Source organism: Pseudomonas sp. P20, assembly GCF_016463925.1.
GTDB classification, from domain to species: domain Bacteria; phylum Pseudomonadota; class Gammaproteobacteria; order Pseudomonadales; family Pseudomonadaceae; genus Pseudomonas; species Pseudomonas aeruginosa.
The window spans coordinates 1-16,827 of record NZ_JAEMVM010000015.1 but is presented as its reverse complement, the minus strand read 5'-3'; the positions used below and the strand labels follow the sequence as shown (position 1 = coordinate 16,827).

At 65.4% G+C, this 16,827-nt stretch carries 14 protein-coding genes; 6 read left to right on the top strand and 8 right to left on the bottom strand.

Translation table 11 applies throughout. The features are described from left to right. Nucleotides 1-201: 201 nt before the first annotated feature. The 5 genes from JHD77_RS20335 (at nt 202) to JHD77_RS20315 (ending at nt 6,514) form a co-directional block, all read left to right on the top strand. Nucleotides 202-1,359 carry an iron-containing alcohol dehydrogenase gene (locus JHD77_RS20335; RefSeq protein ID WP_003089170.1) on the top strand — a complete coding sequence of 386 codons (1,158 nt, stop codon included), beginning with the start codon at nt 202-204 and terminating at the stop codon, nt 1,357-1,359. Between the two features lie 12 nt (nt 1,360-1,371). After that, on the top strand, nt 1,372-2,703 hold the full coding sequence (locus JHD77_RS20330) for an APC family permease (RefSeq protein WP_003158801.1): 1,332 nt from the start codon (nt 1,372-1,374) through the stop codon (nt 2,701-2,703). Between the two features lie 78 nt (nt 2,704-2,781). Continuing rightward, nucleotides 2,782-4,206, top strand: coding sequence for a gamma-aminobutyraldehyde dehydrogenase (locus JHD77_RS20325; RefSeq protein ID WP_009876410.1), 1,425 nt, complete (start codon nt 2,782-2,784; stop codon nt 4,204-4,206). Between the two features lie 45 nt (nt 4,207-4,251). Beyond that, nucleotides 4,252-5,505, top strand: coding sequence for an aspartate aminotransferase family protein (locus JHD77_RS20320; protein ID WP_017001518.1), 1,254 nt, complete (start codon nt 4,252-4,254; stop codon nt 5,503-5,505). A gap of 88 nt (nt 5,506-5,593) precedes the next feature. Next, entirely contained in the window at nt 5,594-6,514 is a 921-nt protein-coding gene (locus tag JHD77_RS20315; protein WP_003122778.1) for an NAD(P)-dependent oxidoreductase, read from the top strand. 303 nt (nt 6,515-6,817) lie between these two features. On the opposite strand, the gene JHD77_RS20310 is transcribed toward JHD77_RS20315, so the two are convergent. From JHD77_RS20310 to JHD77_RS20280, 7 genes are all read right to left on the bottom strand, one after another. Further along, nucleotides 6,818-8,476: a cation acetate symporter gene (locus tag JHD77_RS20310; RefSeq protein WP_034022851.1), complete on the bottom strand. Its 1,659-nt coding sequence runs from the start codon at nt 8,474-8,476 to the stop codon at nt 6,818-6,820. Further along, nucleotides 8,473-8,796 (bottom strand): DUF485 domain-containing protein, encoded by a 324-nt coding sequence (locus JHD77_RS20305; protein ID WP_012614186.1) that lies wholly within the window; start codon nt 8,794-8,796, stop codon nt 8,473-8,475. The genes JHD77_RS20310 and JHD77_RS20305 overlap by 4 nt, the downstream gene beginning before the upstream one ends. Before the next feature lie 56 nt (nt 8,797-8,852). Beyond that, nucleotides 8,853-10,499, bottom strand: a complete 1,647-nt coding sequence (locus JHD77_RS20300) for an acyl-CoA synthetase (RefSeq protein WP_011666659.1) — start codon at nt 10,497-10,499, stop codon at nt 8,853-8,855. Between the two features lie 86 nt (nt 10,500-10,585). Continuing rightward, nucleotides 10,586-11,353 (bottom strand): SDR family NAD(P)-dependent oxidoreductase, encoded by a 768-nt coding sequence (locus JHD77_RS20295; protein WP_003123438.1) that lies wholly within the window; start codon nt 11,351-11,353, stop codon nt 10,586-10,588. Beyond that, on the bottom strand, nt 11,353-12,525 hold the full coding sequence (locus tag JHD77_RS20290; protein ID WP_034022849.1) for an acyl-CoA dehydrogenase family protein: 1,173 nt from the start codon (nt 12,523-12,525) through the stop codon (nt 11,353-11,355). Before JHD77_RS20290 ends, JHD77_RS20295 begins: the two co-directional genes overlap by 1 nt. Before the next feature lie 50 nt (nt 12,526-12,575). Next, entirely contained in the window at nt 12,576-12,932 is a 357-nt protein-coding gene (locus tag JHD77_RS20285; protein WP_003089151.1) for a DUF6285 domain-containing protein, read from the bottom strand. Then, nucleotides 12,929-13,984 (bottom strand): phosphotransferase family protein, encoded by a 1,056-nt coding sequence (locus JHD77_RS20280; RefSeq protein WP_052155812.1) that lies wholly within the window; start codon nt 13,982-13,984, stop codon nt 12,929-12,931. Before JHD77_RS20280 ends, JHD77_RS20285 begins: the two co-directional genes overlap by 4 nt. A gap of 196 nt (nt 13,985-14,180) precedes the next feature. Here JHD77_RS20280 and JHD77_RS20275 point away from each other — a divergent pair, with 196 nt between their 5' ends. Next, nucleotides 14,181-16,133, top strand: coding sequence for a sigma-54-dependent Fis family transcriptional regulator (locus JHD77_RS20275; protein WP_003144202.1), 1,953 nt, complete (start codon nt 14,181-14,183; stop codon nt 16,131-16,133). A gap of 65 nt (nt 16,134-16,198) precedes the next feature. On the opposite strand, the gene JHD77_RS20270 is transcribed toward JHD77_RS20275, so the two are convergent. Then, on the bottom strand, nt 16,199-16,681 hold the full coding sequence (locus tag JHD77_RS20270; RefSeq protein ID WP_223309047.1) for a transcriptional regulator: 483 nt from the start codon (nt 16,679-16,681) through the stop codon (nt 16,199-16,201). Nucleotides 16,682-16,827: the final 146 nt, after the last annotated feature.

The window sequence follows — 16,827 nt, the reverse complement described above, 5'->3', positions numbered from 1 at the left end:
TGCCGCCCCTCTTTTTACACCTCGGGACTTGCATGGGGCTTTTCGAAGTTCGTGCTTATCCAGGCCCACATAAGACAAAAAGGTTCCCGGTTGATTCTCGACCGCAGAGCCATGCATCACACGCCGGAGCCGTTGGTTCGCCCTGCGCGTGAATTCCTCCACTGCCGTTCAACAACGACAAAAATCGAGCAAGAGGTACGTATGGAATTCAAGTTCTTACTCCCCGCCAAAGTCGTGATGGGACCCGGCCTGCGTGAGCGCACCGGCGAATACCTGCGGGAACTCGGCATGGCGCATGTGCTGATCGTGACGGACGCCGGGGTAAAGGCCGCAGGCCTGTTGAATGGCGTGTATGCCAGCCTGAATGAGTGGGAGATCGCGTTCGACGAGATATCGGACGTCAAGGCAAACCCTCGCAGCGAAGACATCAACCAGGCGGCGCAGCTGTATCGCGGCAAAGGTATCCAAGGCCTGCTGGCCATCGGCGGCGGCAGCGCGATGGACGCGGCCAAGGCGATCAGCCTGCTGCTGACCCACGAGGGTCGGATCGAAGACTACGAGGGCTCTTTCACCCTCAGGCACGCCATCCCGCCTATCGTCGCCATCCCGACCACCGCCGGAACCGGCAGCGAAGTGACCTGTTTCTCGGTGATCACCGATACCGCCCGGCATTTCAAGATGAGCGTCCAGGATTACCGGGTGGGCCCCGTTCTGGCATTGCTCGACTCCCGCATTCTCGACACGCTGCCTGCATCGATTGCCGCCGCAACCGGCATGGATGCCCTCACCCACGCCATCGAAGCCTACACCTGCCGTGTGTCGAATCCGATCAGCGACGGGCTGGCGCTGCATGCCATCCGCCTGATCAGCCAATACCTCAGGCCCGCCGTACTGGAGCCGGGCAACCTGCATGCACGCGAGCAAATGCTGGTGGCCAGCCTGATCGCCGGCATGGCCTTCGGTAACGCGGACGTCGGCAGCGTGCACTGCATTTCCGAAGCCATCGGTGGCATGTACGACACGCCACACGGCGTGGGCAACGCGATCTTCCTGCCCTTCGTGTTCGGCCATAACCGCGACGCCGACATCACCCGCCACGCGCAGGTCGCCTACGCATTGGGTATCGACCCCAACCTCTCGCCGGCCGAGGCCGCCGAGGCCGCCGTTGGCTACCTGTTCCAGATGAGCAAGGACCTGGGCATCCCCCGCTTCGCCGAGGTGAAAGGCGTGCGCGAGGAAGACTTCCTGAGCATCGCCGAAAAGTCGAAGAAGAATTTCTCCGACGGCAGCAATGCCAAGCAAATGACGGTGGAAACCTACCGTGAAATCGTCGCCGCCGCTTACCACTACGTAGCGTGAAGGAGGCCCGTCATGAGCGAATCAATCGCCGGCGCTTCATTGAAGCGCACGCTGGGTCCGTTTTCCGTTCTGCTGTTCGGTCTGGCGTTCCTCGCTCCGTTGATCGTGTTCGGCACCTATGGCGTGATCACGCAGGCCAGCGGCAACACCACTGCGGTGGCCTACCTGATCGCGGCAATCGGCGTGGTGTTCACGGCCTTGAGCTATGGCCGGCTGGTCAGGGTGTTCCCGGTCGCCGGTTCGGCCTACACCTATACTCGCAAGATGCTGAGCGCGAACCTCGGCTTCATGGTGGGCTGGGCCGCCCTGCTCGATTACTTCTTCATCCCGATGCTGATCTGGCTGCTCGGCGCCAGCTACCTCAACATGGCCTTTCCAGAGGTGCCGCAATGGGTGTGGATCATCGGCTTCATCGTCTCCACCTCGCTGCTTAATATCCTGGGCATCCAGGTCGCCAACCGCTTCAACGTGCTGTTGATGGTCGCGCAACTGGCCATCATCGTCGTGTTCATCGGCCTGTGCGTGCACTACATCGTCGCGGCCAACGGCCCTGGCGGGCTGCTGTCGGCCAAGCCGTTCTTCAACCCGGACGTGTCCTTCGCCACCAGCATGGCCGGCGCTGCCATTGCCGCGTACTCGTTCCTGGGCTTCGACGCGCTGTCCACGCTCAGCGAGGAGACCCGCGACCCGGGCCGGACACTGCCGCGCGCGATCCTGCTGGTCGCATTGATCGGCGGTTCGGTCTACGTCGGCTCGTCGTACTTCATGTACCTGGCGCACCCCTCCCCCGCCTTCGAGCATGTGGACGGCGCCGCCTTCGAGATCGCCCGCATGATCGGCGGCGACCTGTTCTTCGCCGTGGTCCTGGCGGGGATCATCATCGCCCACTTCGCCGCAGGCATGTCGTTCCAGGCCAGCGTGGGCCGGCTGCTGTACGCCCTGGGGCGGGACAACCAACTGCCGCGCAAGCTGTTCGGTGTCCTGCATCCTCGCTACAAGACCCCGGCCTTCAACATTCTGCTCTGCGGCATTTTCGGCTGCGCGGGTTTTGCCCTGACGATCGCCACCGCGACGTCCCTGGTCAATTTCGGCGCGTTTCTCGCCTTCAGCGCAGTCAACCTTTGCGCGTTGCGGCTCTCCTTCGATACCCGCCTCGGAGACGGGGCGGGCTTGTTGCGCGGGGTGCTCTGCCCGCTCGTTGGCCTGGTCACGGCCGGGTGGATGCTGGTCAGCCTGGATAAAGACGCGCTGATCATGGGCTGTAGCTGGCTGGGCCTGGGGGCGGTCTATCTCGCTTGCCGGACCAGCTTCTTCCGCAACCCGGTGCCCGACGCGCTGGCGTAGTGACCACCCTTCTATCGAACGCTCTGACAACAACCACAAGGCCGGCTTCGAGCCTGCCCTTCAATGGCGAGAATCGATATGCAAACCAAACTTCTGATCAATGGTGCCCTGGTGGCCGGCGAAGGCGAGAGCCACGCGGTGTACAACCCGTCCCAAGGCAACGTCCTGGTGCGAATTACCGAGGCCAGCGGCGCCCAGGTCCATGCCGCGGTGCAGAGCGCGGATGCGGCCTTCGACGCCTGGTCGCAAACGCCGCCCAAGGATCGCGCGGCCCTGCTGCTCAAGCTTGCCGAGCGCATCGATGCCCAGGCGCACGTGTTCGCTCGCCTGGAGGCGGACAACTGCGGCAAGCCTTTCAACGCCGTGCTGCTGGACGAACTGCCCGCCGTATCGGACGTGTTCCGTTTCTTCGCCGGCGCCGTGCGCTGCCTGCAGGGCTCGGCGGCGGGAGAGTACGTCGCGGGGCATACCTCGATGATCCGCCGCGACGCGGTGGGCGTGGTCGCCTCCATCGCGCCGTGGAACTATCCGTTGTTGATGGCAGCGTGGAAACTCGGCCCGGCATTGGCCGGCGGCAACACCGTGGTGCTGAAACCGTCGGAGCACACGCCGCTGAGTACCTTGAAACTGGGCGAGCTGCTTGCCGAGATCTTCCCCGCCGGCGTGGTCAACATCGTCCACGGTCGAGGTGCCTCGGTGGGTGAGCCGCTGACCAGCCATGCCCAGGTGCGCATGGTGTCGCTGACCGGCTCCGTGCGCACCGGCAGCCGGATCATCGAAGGTACGGCCGAGAGCGTGAAACGCATGCACATGGAGTTGGGGGGCAAGGCTCCTGTACTGATCTTCGACGATGCCGACATCGACGCCGCCGTCGAAGGCATCCGCGCCTTCGGCTTCTACAACGCCGGCCAGGACTGTACCGCCGCGTGCCGCCTCTATGTGCAGAAAGGGGTCTACCAGGAGTTCGTTCGCAAGCTCGGCGAGGCCGTATCCAGCATCCGGTGCGGGCTGCCGGACGATCCGGCGACCGAGATGGGACCGCTGATCACCAAGGAGCATCTGGAGCGTGTCGAGGGGTTCGTGAACCGGGCCAGGGAGTTGCCGCACATCGAAGTGGTCACCGGCGGCAAGCGCGCCGAGGGTGCCGGCTTCTTCTTCGAGCCGACGGTCCTGGCCGGCGCTACGCAGGAGGATGAGGTGGTGCGCCGCGAGATCTTCGGCCCGGTGGTGACCGTCTCGTCGTTCGAGGATGAAGCCCAGGCGCTGGCTTGGGCGAACGACTCCGACTACGGCCTGGCGTCTTCGGTATGGACCGCCGATGTGGGGCGCGCTCATCGCCTGGCCGCCCGCCTGCAATACGGCTGCACCTGGGTCAACACCCACTTCATGCTGGTCAGCGAAATGCCCCACGGCGGGGTCAAGCTGTCCGGCTACGGCAAGGACCTGTCGATGTACGGCCTGGAAGACTACACCGTGGTGCGCCACGTGATGTTCAAGCACTGACCGCCCACACCCCGGACTACCCAGATCATTTTTCAAGAGGTTTGCATGAACAACATCGAGACGTTCGAAAGGCTCGAGTCCAACGTGCGGATGTACTGCCGCGACTTGCCCCTGGTGTTCGATACCGCCCAAGGCAGCAGGATCCGCGGCGAAGATGGCCGCGAATACCTGGACTTCTTCGCCGGCGCCGGCGCCCTGAACTATGGCCACAACGACCCGCGCATGCGCGATGCGCTGATCGCGTATCTGTCGGCCAACGGCGTGACCCACGCCCTCGACCTGCACACCACCACCAAGCGCCAGTTCCTGGAAGCGATCGAGCGCGACCTGTTCAAGCCACGCGGCTGGGACTACAAGGTCCAGTTCACCGGCCCGACCGGTGCCGACGCCGTCGAGGCGGCGTTGAAGCTGGCGCGCAAGGCGACCGGGCGTACCAAGGTCGTATCGTTCTACGGGGCTTACCACGGCATGACCGCCGGCGCCCTGGCCGTCACCGGCAACCGCACTCGCCGTGGCCCTGGGCTTTCCACCGACGTGGTGTTCGTGCCCTACGAAGACAGCCCCTATGGCGAATTCGACAGCATTGGCTTCCTCGGGCGCCTGGCCAACGACCAGGGCAGCGGCTCGGAGCTGCCGGCGGCGGTGATCGTCGAGTCGGTGCAGATCCAGGCCGGCGTCTACCCGGCTTCCAACCAATGGCTGCAACGCTTGCGCAAGTGGACCACCGACCACGGCGTGCTGCTTATCTGCGACGAGATCCAGGCCGGTTGCGGCCGCACCGGCGACTTCTTCGGCTTCGAGCGCTCCGGGGTGGTGCCGGACCTGATCACCTGCGCCAAATCGATCGGCGGCTTCGGCCTGCCGATGGCGATCGTGTTGCTTCGTGCCGGGCTGGATGTATGGCAACCGGGCGATCACATCGGCACCTTCCGCGGCAACCAGTTGGCGTTCCTGACCGCCCGCATCGCGCTCAGCTATTGGCACGATGAGCAGTTCCTGAAATTGCTGGCCGGCAACTGCGCGGCCATGGAGCGCGCAGTTGCCGGCTTTGCGGAAATTCCAGGCGTCGCGTCCGCGCGTTGTCGCGGCATGATCGCCGGCATCGATTTCGGCCGCGGCAACGTCGAGGTCGCCAAGGACGCCCAGCAGCGCGTGCTGCAAGCGGGCGTGCTGGTCGACCGCTGCGGCCCGAATGGCGAAATCATCAAGCTGATGCCACCGCTGAACACTCCGACCGACCAACTCGAAGACGGCCTCAGGGCCTTCGGCGAATCGGTCGCGGCAGCGCTGGGCGAATAGCTGCCAGGGTCACCCTTCGGCCTGTGTTGAAGCGCAGGCCGGAGACCTGTTGGACATCAGCCAGAACAATAATCAGGAGACCTCGAGCGTGCGTGAACACAATGATGAAAGCTTCGAGTTCGAAGTGTCCGTGATCGGGCTCGGAGCCATGGGAACCATCATGGCCCAAGCGTTGCTCAGGCAAGGCAGGCGCGTGGCGATCTGGAACCGCTCACCCGGCAAGGCCGCGGCGCTCGTCGCCGCTGGCGCTCACCTGTGCGAGAGCGCCGAAGCCGCGCTGGCTGCAAGCCCGGCCACGATCTTCGTGCTCCTGGACAACCAGGCGACCCACGAGGTGCTCGGGATGCCAGGTGTGATGCAGGCGCTGGCCAACCGTACGATCGTCGATTACACGACCAACGCCCGGGACGAGGGCCTGGCGCTTCAGAGTCTCGTCAACCGCGCGGGCGGCCATTACGTCAAAGGGATGATCGTGGCCTACCCGCGCAACGTTGGTCGTCGCGAAAGCCACAGCATTCATACCGGTGATCCTGAGGCCTTCGAACGGCATCGGGCGCTGCTTGAGGGGCTTGCCGGCCATACGACGTTCCTCCCCTGGGACGAAGCATTGGCCTTCGCCACCGTGCTCCACGCGCATGCGTTTGCCGCGATGGTGGCTTTCTTCGAGGCCGTGGGGGCTGGTGTCCACTTCGGCCTGCCGCCTTCGAAGACCGCTCGGCTCATGCTCGACACGTCGCGCTTTTTCGTCGCCGATGCACTCGAGGAAGCGGTCCGTCGGCTGGAAGCGCAGGATTTCGCAGGCGATCAGGCGAGGCTCGATGTGCATGCCCAGGCCTTCGCCCATATCGCCGGAGCCCTGCACGCACAAGGGGCCTGGACGCCGGTCTTCGACGCGCTGTGCCAGGCCGTGCAACGCGCGGCAGCCATGGGCTATGGCGACCAGGACATCGTAGCCGTCACCCGCCTGTTCGCCCGCGAATGCGACACCGCAAGCGCGGCGGGACAGTGACTGCGCTGCGCTTCTAAGGTCCGCGTGGATAGCGCCCGAAGACAACAACTATAAAAAATCGCTGGAGAATCATATGCGCCGATTCGGTTTTCTACTGGCTGTCCTTGTACTGGTCATCTTCCTGAGTGCACTGTTTTCGAAGCCTTCCGTCGTCAACCGCGGGACGGCTCAGCGCATGGAGCACTACCCCACCGTCGGTATCGGAGACATCTTCCGGGGGCACTAGCCAGGCCTCGGGCGACAGACAGCCTCAAAGCCTGCCATGCGGTCGCTGCCACCCGTTCGACAGCGACCGTGTGCGCCTCAGTGGTCTATGGCTCCGCTGGCGCCAAGGCCGGTCTGGCCTCGTACGTACTGGTCGGCGAAGGCTGCCCTTTCCGCCATGGCCCGCTTGGTCCGGTCCAGGCGGGAAACGCCATACGCCACCAGGAACGCCAACGGCATGGAGAACAGCGCAGGCTGGGTATAGGGGAACAGCGGCTCGGCGAAGTGCAACACATCCACCCACACCAGCCTGGAGAAAACCACGAAGCCCATGGCGCTGAGCAACCCGACGTAGCCACCGGCCAACGCGCCACGGGTGGTCAGCCCCGACCAGAACATCGACAGGAACAGCACCGGGAAGTTGGCCGAAGCGGCGATGCCAAAGGCCAGGGCGACCATGAAGGCCACGTTGATGTTCTCGAACACGATGCCCAGGGCTATCGCCACCAAGCCAAGGCCCAGGGTTGCCAGCTTGGTTACCCGCAGCTCCTGCGCCTCGCTGGCCGCGCCCTTCATGATCACCCGCGCATACAGGTCATGGGCGATGGCGGACGCCCCGGCCAGGGCCAGGCCTGACACCACGGCCAGGATGGTGGCGAAGGTCACGGCGGAGAGGAAGCCCAGCAGCAGGTTGCCTCCCACTGCCTGGGCCAGGTGCATGACCACCATGTTGCCCCCGCCCAGCAGCTTGCCTCCCGCTTCCCCGCCCTCGAAGAACCGGGGCTGCTGGCTGACGATCACGATCGACGCCAGGCCCAGCAGGAAAATGACATTGAAGAAGTAGCCGATGAACCCGGTGGCGTAGAGCACCGACTTGCGCGCCTCCCGGGCATCGCCGACGGTGAAGAAACGCATCAGGATGTGCGGCAGCCCGGCGGTGCCGAACACCAGCCCCAGGCTCAGCGATAGCGCGGTCAACGGGTCGGCCAGCAAGCCACCAGGGGCCAGCAGGCGTTCGCCCAGGGCATGGCTATCCATCGCCTGGCTGACCAGCCTGTCATAGCTGAAGTCGAATTCGCGCATCGCCAGGAACAGCACCAGCGAGCCGCCGACCAGCAGCAGGAATGCCTTGACGATCTGCACCCAGGTGGTTGCCACCATACCGCCGAAGGTCACATACAGCATCATCAGCGCACCGACGATCACCAGGGCGATCTGGTAGTCCAGGCCGAACAGCAGCCTGATCAACTGCCCGGCCCCGACCATCTGCGCCACCAGGTAGAAACACACCACGGTCAGCGATCCGATGGCGGCCATGGTGCGCACCTTGCCCTGGTCGAGACGGTACGAGGTGATGTCGGCGAAGGTGAAGCGGCCCAGGTTGCGCAGCTGCTCGGTCATCAATAGCAGCAGTACCGGCCAGCCCGCGAAGAAGGCGATGAGATAGATGTAGCCATCCATCCCGGAGCTGTAGATGAGCGCGGTGATTCCCAGCAGCGTGGAGGCGGACATGTAGTCGCCGGCCAGCGCCAGGCCGTTCTGCCAGCCCCGGATACCGCCACCGGCGCTATAGAAATCCGCCGTCGAATGGGTCCGTCGTGCCGCCCACCAGGTGATGCACAGGGTGAACAGCACGAACACCATGAACATGCCGATGGCATGCAGGTTGAGCGGCTGGCGCTGGCCAGCGTCCAACGCGGGCGAGGCCAACAGCAGGCCGGAGTGCAGCGACAACGCCAGGGGAAGGAGCTTCTTCATGCGCCCTGCTCCTCTTCCAGCCCAGCGACCAGAGCCTGGGTCAGGCGATCGAATTCGCCGTTGGCGCGGTACACATAGAGCGCCGACAAGGCACAGAAGAACACGAACAGGAACACGCCGGCCGCGACGCCGAAGGTCATGTTCGAGCCCTGCGCCAGACGCCTGGCAATCACCTCGGGGCAGAACGATACCAGCGCGATGTAGCCGTGGAACGTGGCCAGGATCAGCAGGAGCAGGCTCAGGGTGAAACGGTTTCGGCGCGCCACCAGTTGCTGGAACCGGGCACTGGCGCGGATACGTGCGTATAGCAGGCTGGACATGGGACACCTCGGGCAACCTAGTTATTGTTATGGAATGTGCGGGTGCGGCAGCGCCATCAGCGGCCGGCGTCGCCGGCCTCCTCCTCCTGCCGGGCCCACTCGCGCAGGACGAACTTCTGGATCTTGCCGGTGGCGGTCTTGGGCAGTTCGGTAAGCGTCACATGCCGCGGTGCCTTGAAGTGCGCCAGGCGCTCGCGGCACCAGCGGACCAGATCGTCACCCGTGGTTCTGGGTAAGGCATCCGCCCGCAAGGCGACGAACGCGTGGGGTGTCTCGCCCCAGCGCGAATCCGGGCGCGCCACCACCGCGGCCTCGACCACCTCGGGGTGCTGGTAGAGCACTTCCTCGATCTCCAGTGAACTGATGTTCTCGCCGCCGGAAATGATGATGTCCTTGGCCCGGTCCTTGATTTCCACGTAGCCGTCCGGGTGCAGCACGGCCAGGTCGCCGGTGTGCAGCCAGCCGTCGGCCAACGCGGCACGGGTGGCCTCGGGGTTGTGCAGGTAGCCTTTCATCACGGTGTTGCCCCGCACTACCAGTTCGCCAAGGGTGCGGCCGTCGGCCGGGACCGGACGGCCGGTGTCGGTATCCAGCACCGTGGCCTCCTCGAGCATCGGGTGGGCGACGCCCTGGCGGCTCATGAACTGGGCCCGGGCCTCCAGCGGCAATTCGTCGACCCCCGGCTGCCACAGGCACAGGGTGCTGGGGCCGTAGCTTTCGGTCATGCCGTAGGCGTGGGTGATGCTGAAGCCGCGTGCTTCCATGGCGGCGATGACCGCGCTGGGCGGCGCGGCGCCGCCGGTGATCACCGATACCGGCACGGCAGGGACGCTGGCATGCTCGGCATGGATCAGCATCGACATCACCACCGGCGCGGCGCTCAGGTGGGTCACCGCATGCTCGGCAATGGCGGCGTGGATCGCATCTGGCTGGACCTTGCGCAGGCATACGTGCGTGCCACCGGACAGCGTCACCGCCCAGGTATGGCTCCAGCCGTTGCAGTGGAACATCGGCAAGGTCCACAGGTAGACGCTGCGCGGCCCCAACTGGAAGATCAGCGCGCCGGCGCAGGCGTTGAGGTAGGCGCCGCGGTGATGCAGGACCACGCCCTTGGGATCCCCCGTGGTGCCGGAGGTGTAGTTGATGGCGATCGACTGCCATTCGTTCTGCGGCGCACTCAGCGGCCGCCCCGGGTCGCCCTGGGCCAGAAACGCCTCATAGTCCAGGTCGTGGGCGAGGTCGGCGCGCTCGGCCTGATCATCGTCGATGCCCACCAGCAAGGGCGGCGCATCGAGCATGGCCAGCGCCTGCTGGGCCACGGCACCGAACTCACGGTCGCAGATCAGCACCCTGGCCGCGCAGTGGCGCAGGATGAAGGCGATGCTGCGTGCCTCCAGGCGAATGTTGATGCATACCAGCACCGCCCCGGCACCGGGTACGCCATAGTGGGCCTCGAGCATTTCCGGGATATTCGGCGCCAGTATCGCCACCCGCTCGCCCGCTTGTACGCCGACCCGCTCCAGGGCACTGGCCAGGGCGCAACTGCGCTCGTGCAACTGGCGGTAGCTGTAGCGCCTTGCGCCATAGACCACCGCATCGCGCTGCGGGTACACCTGCGCGGCACGCTTGAGGAACGACAGCGGCGACAGCGGGACATGGTTGGCTTCGTTGGGAGCAAGCTCGTGCTCGAGGGTCGGAACCATCATGGCAGCCACCTCATCGACACATTGCTCGGGTCTTGCACGCACATACATACCTCCTGTTCTTGTTGTTATTGCGCCAGGGCGCGTTACAGGCTGCTGCACAGGTGGCCGCCATCGACCACGATCTCGGCGCCGCTCATGGCCCGCCCGGCATCGCTGGCGAGTAGCAGCAAGGCGCCGTCCAGGTCCGCCGGCACGCTGAAGCGGCGGCTGGGGATACGCGAGCGCAACTTGTCGCCGGCCTCGCTGGCCAGGAAGGCCTCGTTCAGGTCGGTCATCACGTAGCCGGGCGCCAGGGCGTTCACCCGGATGCCATGGCGCGCCAACTCCAGCGCCATGGCGCGGGTCAGGTGGGCCAGGCCGGCCTTGGCCGCCAGGTAGGGGCCGACGGCGCCGGCCACACGGCTGGCGAGGATCGAAGTGACATTGATCAGGCTGCCGCCCTTCCCCGCCGCGACCATGCGCCTGGCGCTTTCCTGGGCCACCGCCCAGGCGCCCTTGAGGTTGGTGTCGAGCACGCGGTCCCAGCTTTGATCGTCGCAGGCCAGCAAGGGCTGGCTGTCGCTCACCCCCGCATTGTTGACCAGCACATCCAGCGGGCCGGCGGCATCGAGCACCCGGCAGATATCCTCACGGCAGGTCACATCGAGGGCAAAGGCCTGCGCCCGCCCTCCCGCCACCTCGATGGCCTCCACCAGTGCCTGCAGCGGCGCCTGGCGCCTGGCAGTCACCACCACCTCGGCGCCTGCGGCGGCCAGGGTCATGGCGAAGTGGCGGCCCAGGCCGCTGGAGGCTCCGGTCACCAGGGCGCGGCGCCCGTCGAGGGCGAACAGTCGGGTCAGGTTCGGCTGCATCAGCGGGCCTCCAGGCGCTGGTCGAGCAGTTTCTTCGCCAGGCTCATGCGGTGCACCTCGCTCGGGCCGTCATAGATGCGGAACGGGCGAATGTCGCGGAAGATCCGCTCCACCACGGTGTCTCCGGTCACCCCGCGCCCGCCCAGTACCTGGACGCAACGATCGACCACCCGCCACAACGCCTCGGCGCTGATCACCTTGGCCATGCTGGAGTCGACATTGGCCCGCCGGCCCTGGTCGAGCATCCAGGCGCAGTGCCACACCGCCAGGCGCACCACGTGCAGGTCCATCATGTTGTCGGCCAGCATGAAGCCCACACCCTGGTGCTCGCCCAGCGGCTTGCCGAAGGCGTCGCGGGTGCGCGCATAGTCGCAGGCGATGTCGTGGGCGCGACGCGCGGCGCCCAGCCAGCGCATGCAGTGGGTAAGCCGCGCCGGCGCCAGGCGCACCTGGGCATACCGGAACCCCTTGCCGATCTCGCCGAGCACATCGCTCGCCGGAATACGCAGGTTGTCGAAACGCAGCTGCCCGTGGCCACCGGTGAAGCAGCTGTCCAGCGAGTCCAGCTGACGCTCATGGATGATGCCGTCGCGTTTCATGTCGGTCAGGAACATGGTCGCCGTACCATCCTCCATGCGCGCCATGACGATGCCGAAGTCGGCGCCTTCTGCGCCGGTGATCAGCCACTTGCGGCCATTGATCAGGTAGTCGTCGCCATCGCGGGTGGCGGTGGTGCGCAGCATCGAAGGGTCCGAGCCGGAGCCTGGCGCAGGCTCGGTCATGGCGAAGCAGGAACGGGCATGGCCCTGGACCAGCGGGCGCAACCAGCGGTCTTTCTGCGCCTCGGTGGCGACCACGTCCATCAGGTGGATGTTGCCTTCGTCCGGGGCATGGATGTTCAGCGCCACCGGGCCCAGCGGCGAGTAGCCGGCCTCTTCGAAGACGATCGCCTTGGCCACGTGGCTCAGCGCCAGGCCACCCATTTCGCGGCTGGCGTGGGGCGTCAGCAAGCCGGCCGCGCGGGCGCGGGCCACCAGGTCCTGGCGCAGGGCGTCGCTGGGGCCGTGGCTGTCCTGGCGGGGGTCGTTCTCGAGCGGGATGACCTGTTCGGCGATGAAGTCTCGGGTCTTGGTCTGCAAGGCGAGCAGTTCGTCCGGGAGGGTGAAGTTCATGGTTGTCCTTCTGGGTGCTTGTCTGTCGGGAATGAGATGGCTGACGCCGTTCAGGGCAAGGCCTTGGGATTGCTGATGGCCAATCGGGCGAGGGTGACCTGGCGCAATGTCTCGACCAGGGTTCTATGGTTTTGCGGGGCGTCATGGCTGCCCAGGCGAATGGCCCGTGCCAGTTGGCGGCGCAGGTCGGGCAAGGCTGCGGGCGCCTCGTCGACCAAGGCGGCCAGACGTGTCCGCTCCTGGTCCTCGGCCAGAGCCCCCAGGCGGCTTTCGCGGGCTGCGATGGCCATGGCATTGGCGATCATCAGGGCCGGGTAACGCAGCTCGCCGGGCAGCGCTGGCAGCAGTTGCTCCAGAAGCGTCGAGCGAGCGATGTCGAGCAGTTCATGGGCATCGGGCTGGGTCATGGCGCTTCGGCTCCGGTCATGTGCAGGATGTCGAGCTCAAGCTCCGGCAGCAGTCGTGCGGTCAGTGCCAGCTCAATGGACGGCTCTTCGCCGGACAGGTGGCGCTGGCCTTGCTGCAGGGCGATCACCGCCCAGCGCAGGGTGGCCATGACCTGCCAGTAGTGCAGTTGGCTGCGCTCGATACGCAGCGGAGACACCTCGTGGTAGCCCCCCAGGAAGTCCTCCAGTTGGCCGATACCGCCGGCCTCGAGGTCTGGGCGGGTGAAGCGCCAGCAGCGGGCGGTGAACCAGCCGAGGTCCTCGCACGGGTCGCCCCAGCCGGTGAACTCCCAGTCGAGTACGGCTTCGAGTCCCTGTTCGCTGGCCAGGTAGTTGCCGGTGCGGTAGTCACGGTGCAACAGACACAGGATGCTGTTGCGCGGTGCGTGCAGCTCGCACCAGCGCAGGCCCCACTCCAGCACCGGATAGGCATCGGCGAGGGTGTCGAGGTAGTGGCGATAGGCGTCGATGGTCGCCAAGGCCGGTGAGCGGGTTGGCATCGGCAGGAAATCCAGCGCGGCGCACGGCGGGCGAACCTGATGCAGGCGCGCCAGGTTGGCGCCAAGCTGCGCCGCCAGCTGCGCCTGGCCCTGGGTGCCGGCGCCAGCGCTGAGCAAGCGACCGGCGGCGACACCCGGCACGTACTCCATCAGGAAGAACACCCGCCCATGCACGCGCATATCGCGGCACAGCCACAGCGGGCGCGGTACTTTCACACCGGCCTGATGAACCACTTGCAGCACCTCGAACTCCTGTTCGCGGTCAAGGCTGGCGGGTAGCGCGGAAAGCGCGTCGCTGCGCAGCACCCAACGCCGGGCGCCAGCCCAGGGGCCGCCTTCGATCAGCAGGTCCAGCAGCCAGTTTTCCTGGATGGCGCCGCCGCTCAGGCGCTGGCGTGCCTGGATGACCACCCGCTTCGCTGCGGCGTGCTCGCGGATGAACTCGACCAGTGGCTGGTCGTCCGGGGCCACGAATGTCTCGCCGTCCCGTACGGTCGTAGGAGGAGTGCTCATGGGGTTGTAGGGCCTGCCTGTAGTCATGTTGTCAGACAGCTTTAGCAACGCCTGGGCCAATTTTCGGGATATGCCTGTAACCCGCGCGCTCTCTGGCGCCAGGTTTTTCCATGGCGCTCGACGAAGCAATCCGGGTTTCACTTTTGCAACGAACTGATTCAGTATCGAAACAATTCAATCCTGAACAGGTCTCGACATGCGTCCTCCCCTTTCCCAGGTCGTCGTGCTGGTCAGTCACCTTCAACGACCTCGGCAGCGCAGTCGCCTCGCCAGCCTGGTGGCCGGCCTGGCGGCGGGCTACCCGGACGTCCATATCGAGGTGCTCGACACCTCGGTATCCGAAGCCCTGCAAACCGCCCGCGATCTCGAACAGCGCGGCAAGGCCGACGTGTTCGTCTGTGCTGGCGCCACTGCCGCCTACCTGCGTAGACACCTGGCACGTCCGGTTCTGACGATGCGCGTTGGCGGCGGAGACCTGTTGCGTGCGCTGGAGCAAGCCCGCGAACACTCCTCCCATGTCGCCCTGCTCAGCTACAACCGCATCGACCGGGACCTGCAAGCCATGCGAACGCTGTTCACGGTGCAGGTTCACCAGGTCGCCTACACCACCCTGGAAGAGGCTCGCCAGGCTGTCCTGGAGGTAGCCCGGCTGGGTTGCCGCAGCATCATCGGTTCGTCGACGGTGGTGGAGCTGGCGGAACAGGCAGGCCTGCACGGCGTGCTGTCGCTGAGCGAAGACACTGCGCGCAAGGCGCTCGAGGAAGCCATGGGAGTCCTCGACAGCCAGCGCCTGGAGATCGCCAAGCGGCGGCATCTGGACGCGGTGCTGCAACACATTCCAAGCGGTGTGGCAGCGGTCGACAACCAGGGTGTGGTGCAATCGCTCAACCCTGCCCTTGCCCAGTTGCTGGAGTTGCCGGTCAGCTCGGCTCTGGGTCGACCGTTACAGCAGCTATGCCCGGAGCTTGACCTGCAGCAGGCGCTAGAGGATGGCGGTGGCGAGGAAAACCGGGTGATCCGGCTGGGCTCGCACGCCGTGGTCAGCAATCTCCTGCCGATCCTGGAGAATGGCGAGCGTACCGGCCTGGTGCTCACCTGCCAGGACATCACCGCCGTGCAGCGCGCGGATCAACGCATCCGCTCCACTCGCCGTCCAGGTGCCTTCACCGCGCGTTACCGGCTCGAACAACTCAACGGCGCGAGCAAGGCCAACCGTGAGATGTTGCAACTGGCCAAGCGCTTTGCCGCCAGCCATTCGACCATCCTGATCACTGGCGAAAGCGGCACCGGCAAGGAACTGCTCGCCCAAGGGATCCATAACGAGAGCCCTCGCCGGCACGGGCCTTTCGTCGCCATCAACTGCGCGGCGTTTCCCGAGTCGCTACTGGAAAGCGAACTGTTCGGCTACGAGGAAGGCGCCTTCAGCGGTTCGCGCAAAGGCGGCAAGCCCGGCCTGTTCGAGGCGGCTCACCGTGGCACGCTGTTCCTCGACGAGATCGGCGACATGCCTGTGTCGCTGCAGACTCGCCTCCTTCGTGTATTGCAGGAGCGAGAGGTCTTGCGCCTGGGCGGCACCGAGCCGATCTCCATCGACGTGCGCATCGTCGCCGCCACCCACAAGGACCTGGGGGCCGCCATGAAGGATCGCGAGTTTCGCACCGACCTGTATTACCGGCTGAATATCCTGCGCTTGCAGACCACGCCCCTGCGCGAGCGGCCCGAGGACATTCCTCTGATTTGCCAGGGAATCAGCCAGCGCCTGCTGGTCCAGGGCCAGCCACCGGGTGCCGCAGGCATAACGACGCTCCTGCTACCCTACCTCGTCCGCCATTCCTGGCCCGGAAACGTCAGGGAACTGGAGAATGTCATCGAACGGGCGATGCTCTCCGCCAGCGAAATCTTCCATGAGCACGGCGTGGATGAGCATTACCTGGCTCGCGTGCTGCCCGAGCTATTCGAAGGCCAGCCTCAGCCCAGGTCCCGGAAAGAGCCATCGCGCACAAAGGATTTGCACGCCATCGGCAAAACCGCGCAGTTGCGCTACATACAGGAGACGCTGGACAGCTGCCAGGGCAGCCTTGACGAGGCTGCGCGTCGGCTCGGGATCAGCCGGACCACGCTGTGGCGGCGGCTTCGTTCGGCACGCTGAGCAAAACGATGCGCCTGGGCGATGCGGAACTCGCCCAGGCATGGACGCGGCCGGTGCCGTGAAACTCAATTGATCAGCGGAACCTGCTTGCCGATCTGCAACGCCTCCAGCGCGTCCAGTTGCGCTTCGATCTGCAGGAAGCGCATGGCCCGCCGAGGTGACATCTTCTCGGCCACTTCCTGCACGTACCGGTGCAGCACGGCCAGCTGTTTCTCCTGCAATCCCCGATAGAGGTCGACCATCCTCGAAGCTTCCGCGTCGGTAATGCTGCCGGAACCATAGGCGCGGGCATATTCGAGCAGGAGCTGGAATGTCTCCTTGTGCAGGCTGTCCGTCTCGCCTCGGTAGCGTGAATAGATCGGCCAGAACGTCTCGGCTTCGGTGCCGTCCAGCGCCATGTTTGCCTCGACCATCCGTTTGCGCTTGTAGTTGATGGTTTCCAGCTGGTTCCTGATCTTTTCCTTGTGCTCGTTCATCACCTGCTCGACCGATGGCAGGGGTTCGTCGGCATGAGCGGCAAGGGAAAGGGTCGCGACCAGGGTGGCCACGAAAAGCAAGCGCCTGGACATCGGCGTTCTCCTTCTGGGTTGATCGAATGGATTCATGCTGCCGCGGTGCGATGCGACATCAACGGGCCCCGCTCCTCAGGGCGATCCTGGGCGCCCACTCCAGCCATTCGTCATTGGCCGAATCG

Coding starts and splice junctions, on each gene's coding strand:
- JHD77_RS20280 (WP_052155812.1), bottom strand. CDS start 13,984: ATGAGCACTCCTCCTACGACCGTACGGGACGGCGAGACATTCGTGGCC.
- JHD77_RS20290 (WP_034022849.1), bottom strand. CDS start 12,525: ATGAACTTCACCCTCCCGGACGAACTGCTCGCCTTGCAGACCAAGACC.
- JHD77_RS20320 (WP_017001518.1), top strand. CDS start 4,252: ATGAACAACATCGAGACGTTCGAAAGGCTCGAGTCCAACGTGCGGATG.
- JHD77_RS20305 (WP_012614186.1), bottom strand. CDS start 8,796: ATGTCCAGCCTGCTATACGCACGTATCCGCGCCAGTGCCCGGTTCCAG.
- JHD77_RS20335 (WP_003089170.1), top strand. CDS start 202: ATGGAATTCAAGTTCTTACTCCCCGCCAAAGTCGTGATGGGACCCGGC.
- JHD77_RS20300 (WP_011666659.1), bottom strand. CDS start 10,499: ATGGTTCCGACCCTCGAGCACGAGCTTGCTCCCAACGAAGCCAACCAT.
- JHD77_RS20285 (WP_003089151.1), bottom strand. CDS start 12,932: ATGACCCAGCCCGATGCCCATGAACTGCTCGACATCGCTCGCTCGACG.
- JHD77_RS20325 (WP_009876410.1), top strand. CDS start 2,782: ATGCAAACCAAACTTCTGATCAATGGTGCCCTGGTGGCCGGCGAAGGC.
- JHD77_RS20330 (WP_003158801.1), top strand. CDS start 1,372: ATGAGCGAATCAATCGCCGGCGCTTCATTGAAGCGCACGCTGGGTCCG.
- JHD77_RS20275 (WP_003144202.1), top strand. CDS start 14,181: ATGCGTCCTCCCCTTTCCCAGGTCGTCGTGCTGGTCAGTCACCTTCAA.
- JHD77_RS20295 (WP_003123438.1), bottom strand. CDS start 11,353: ATGCAGCCGAACCTGACCCGACTGTTCGCCCTCGACGGGCGCCGCGCC.
- JHD77_RS20310 (WP_034022851.1), bottom strand. CDS start 8,476: ATGAAGAAGCTCCTTCCCCTGGCGTTGTCGCTGCACTCCGGCCTGCTG.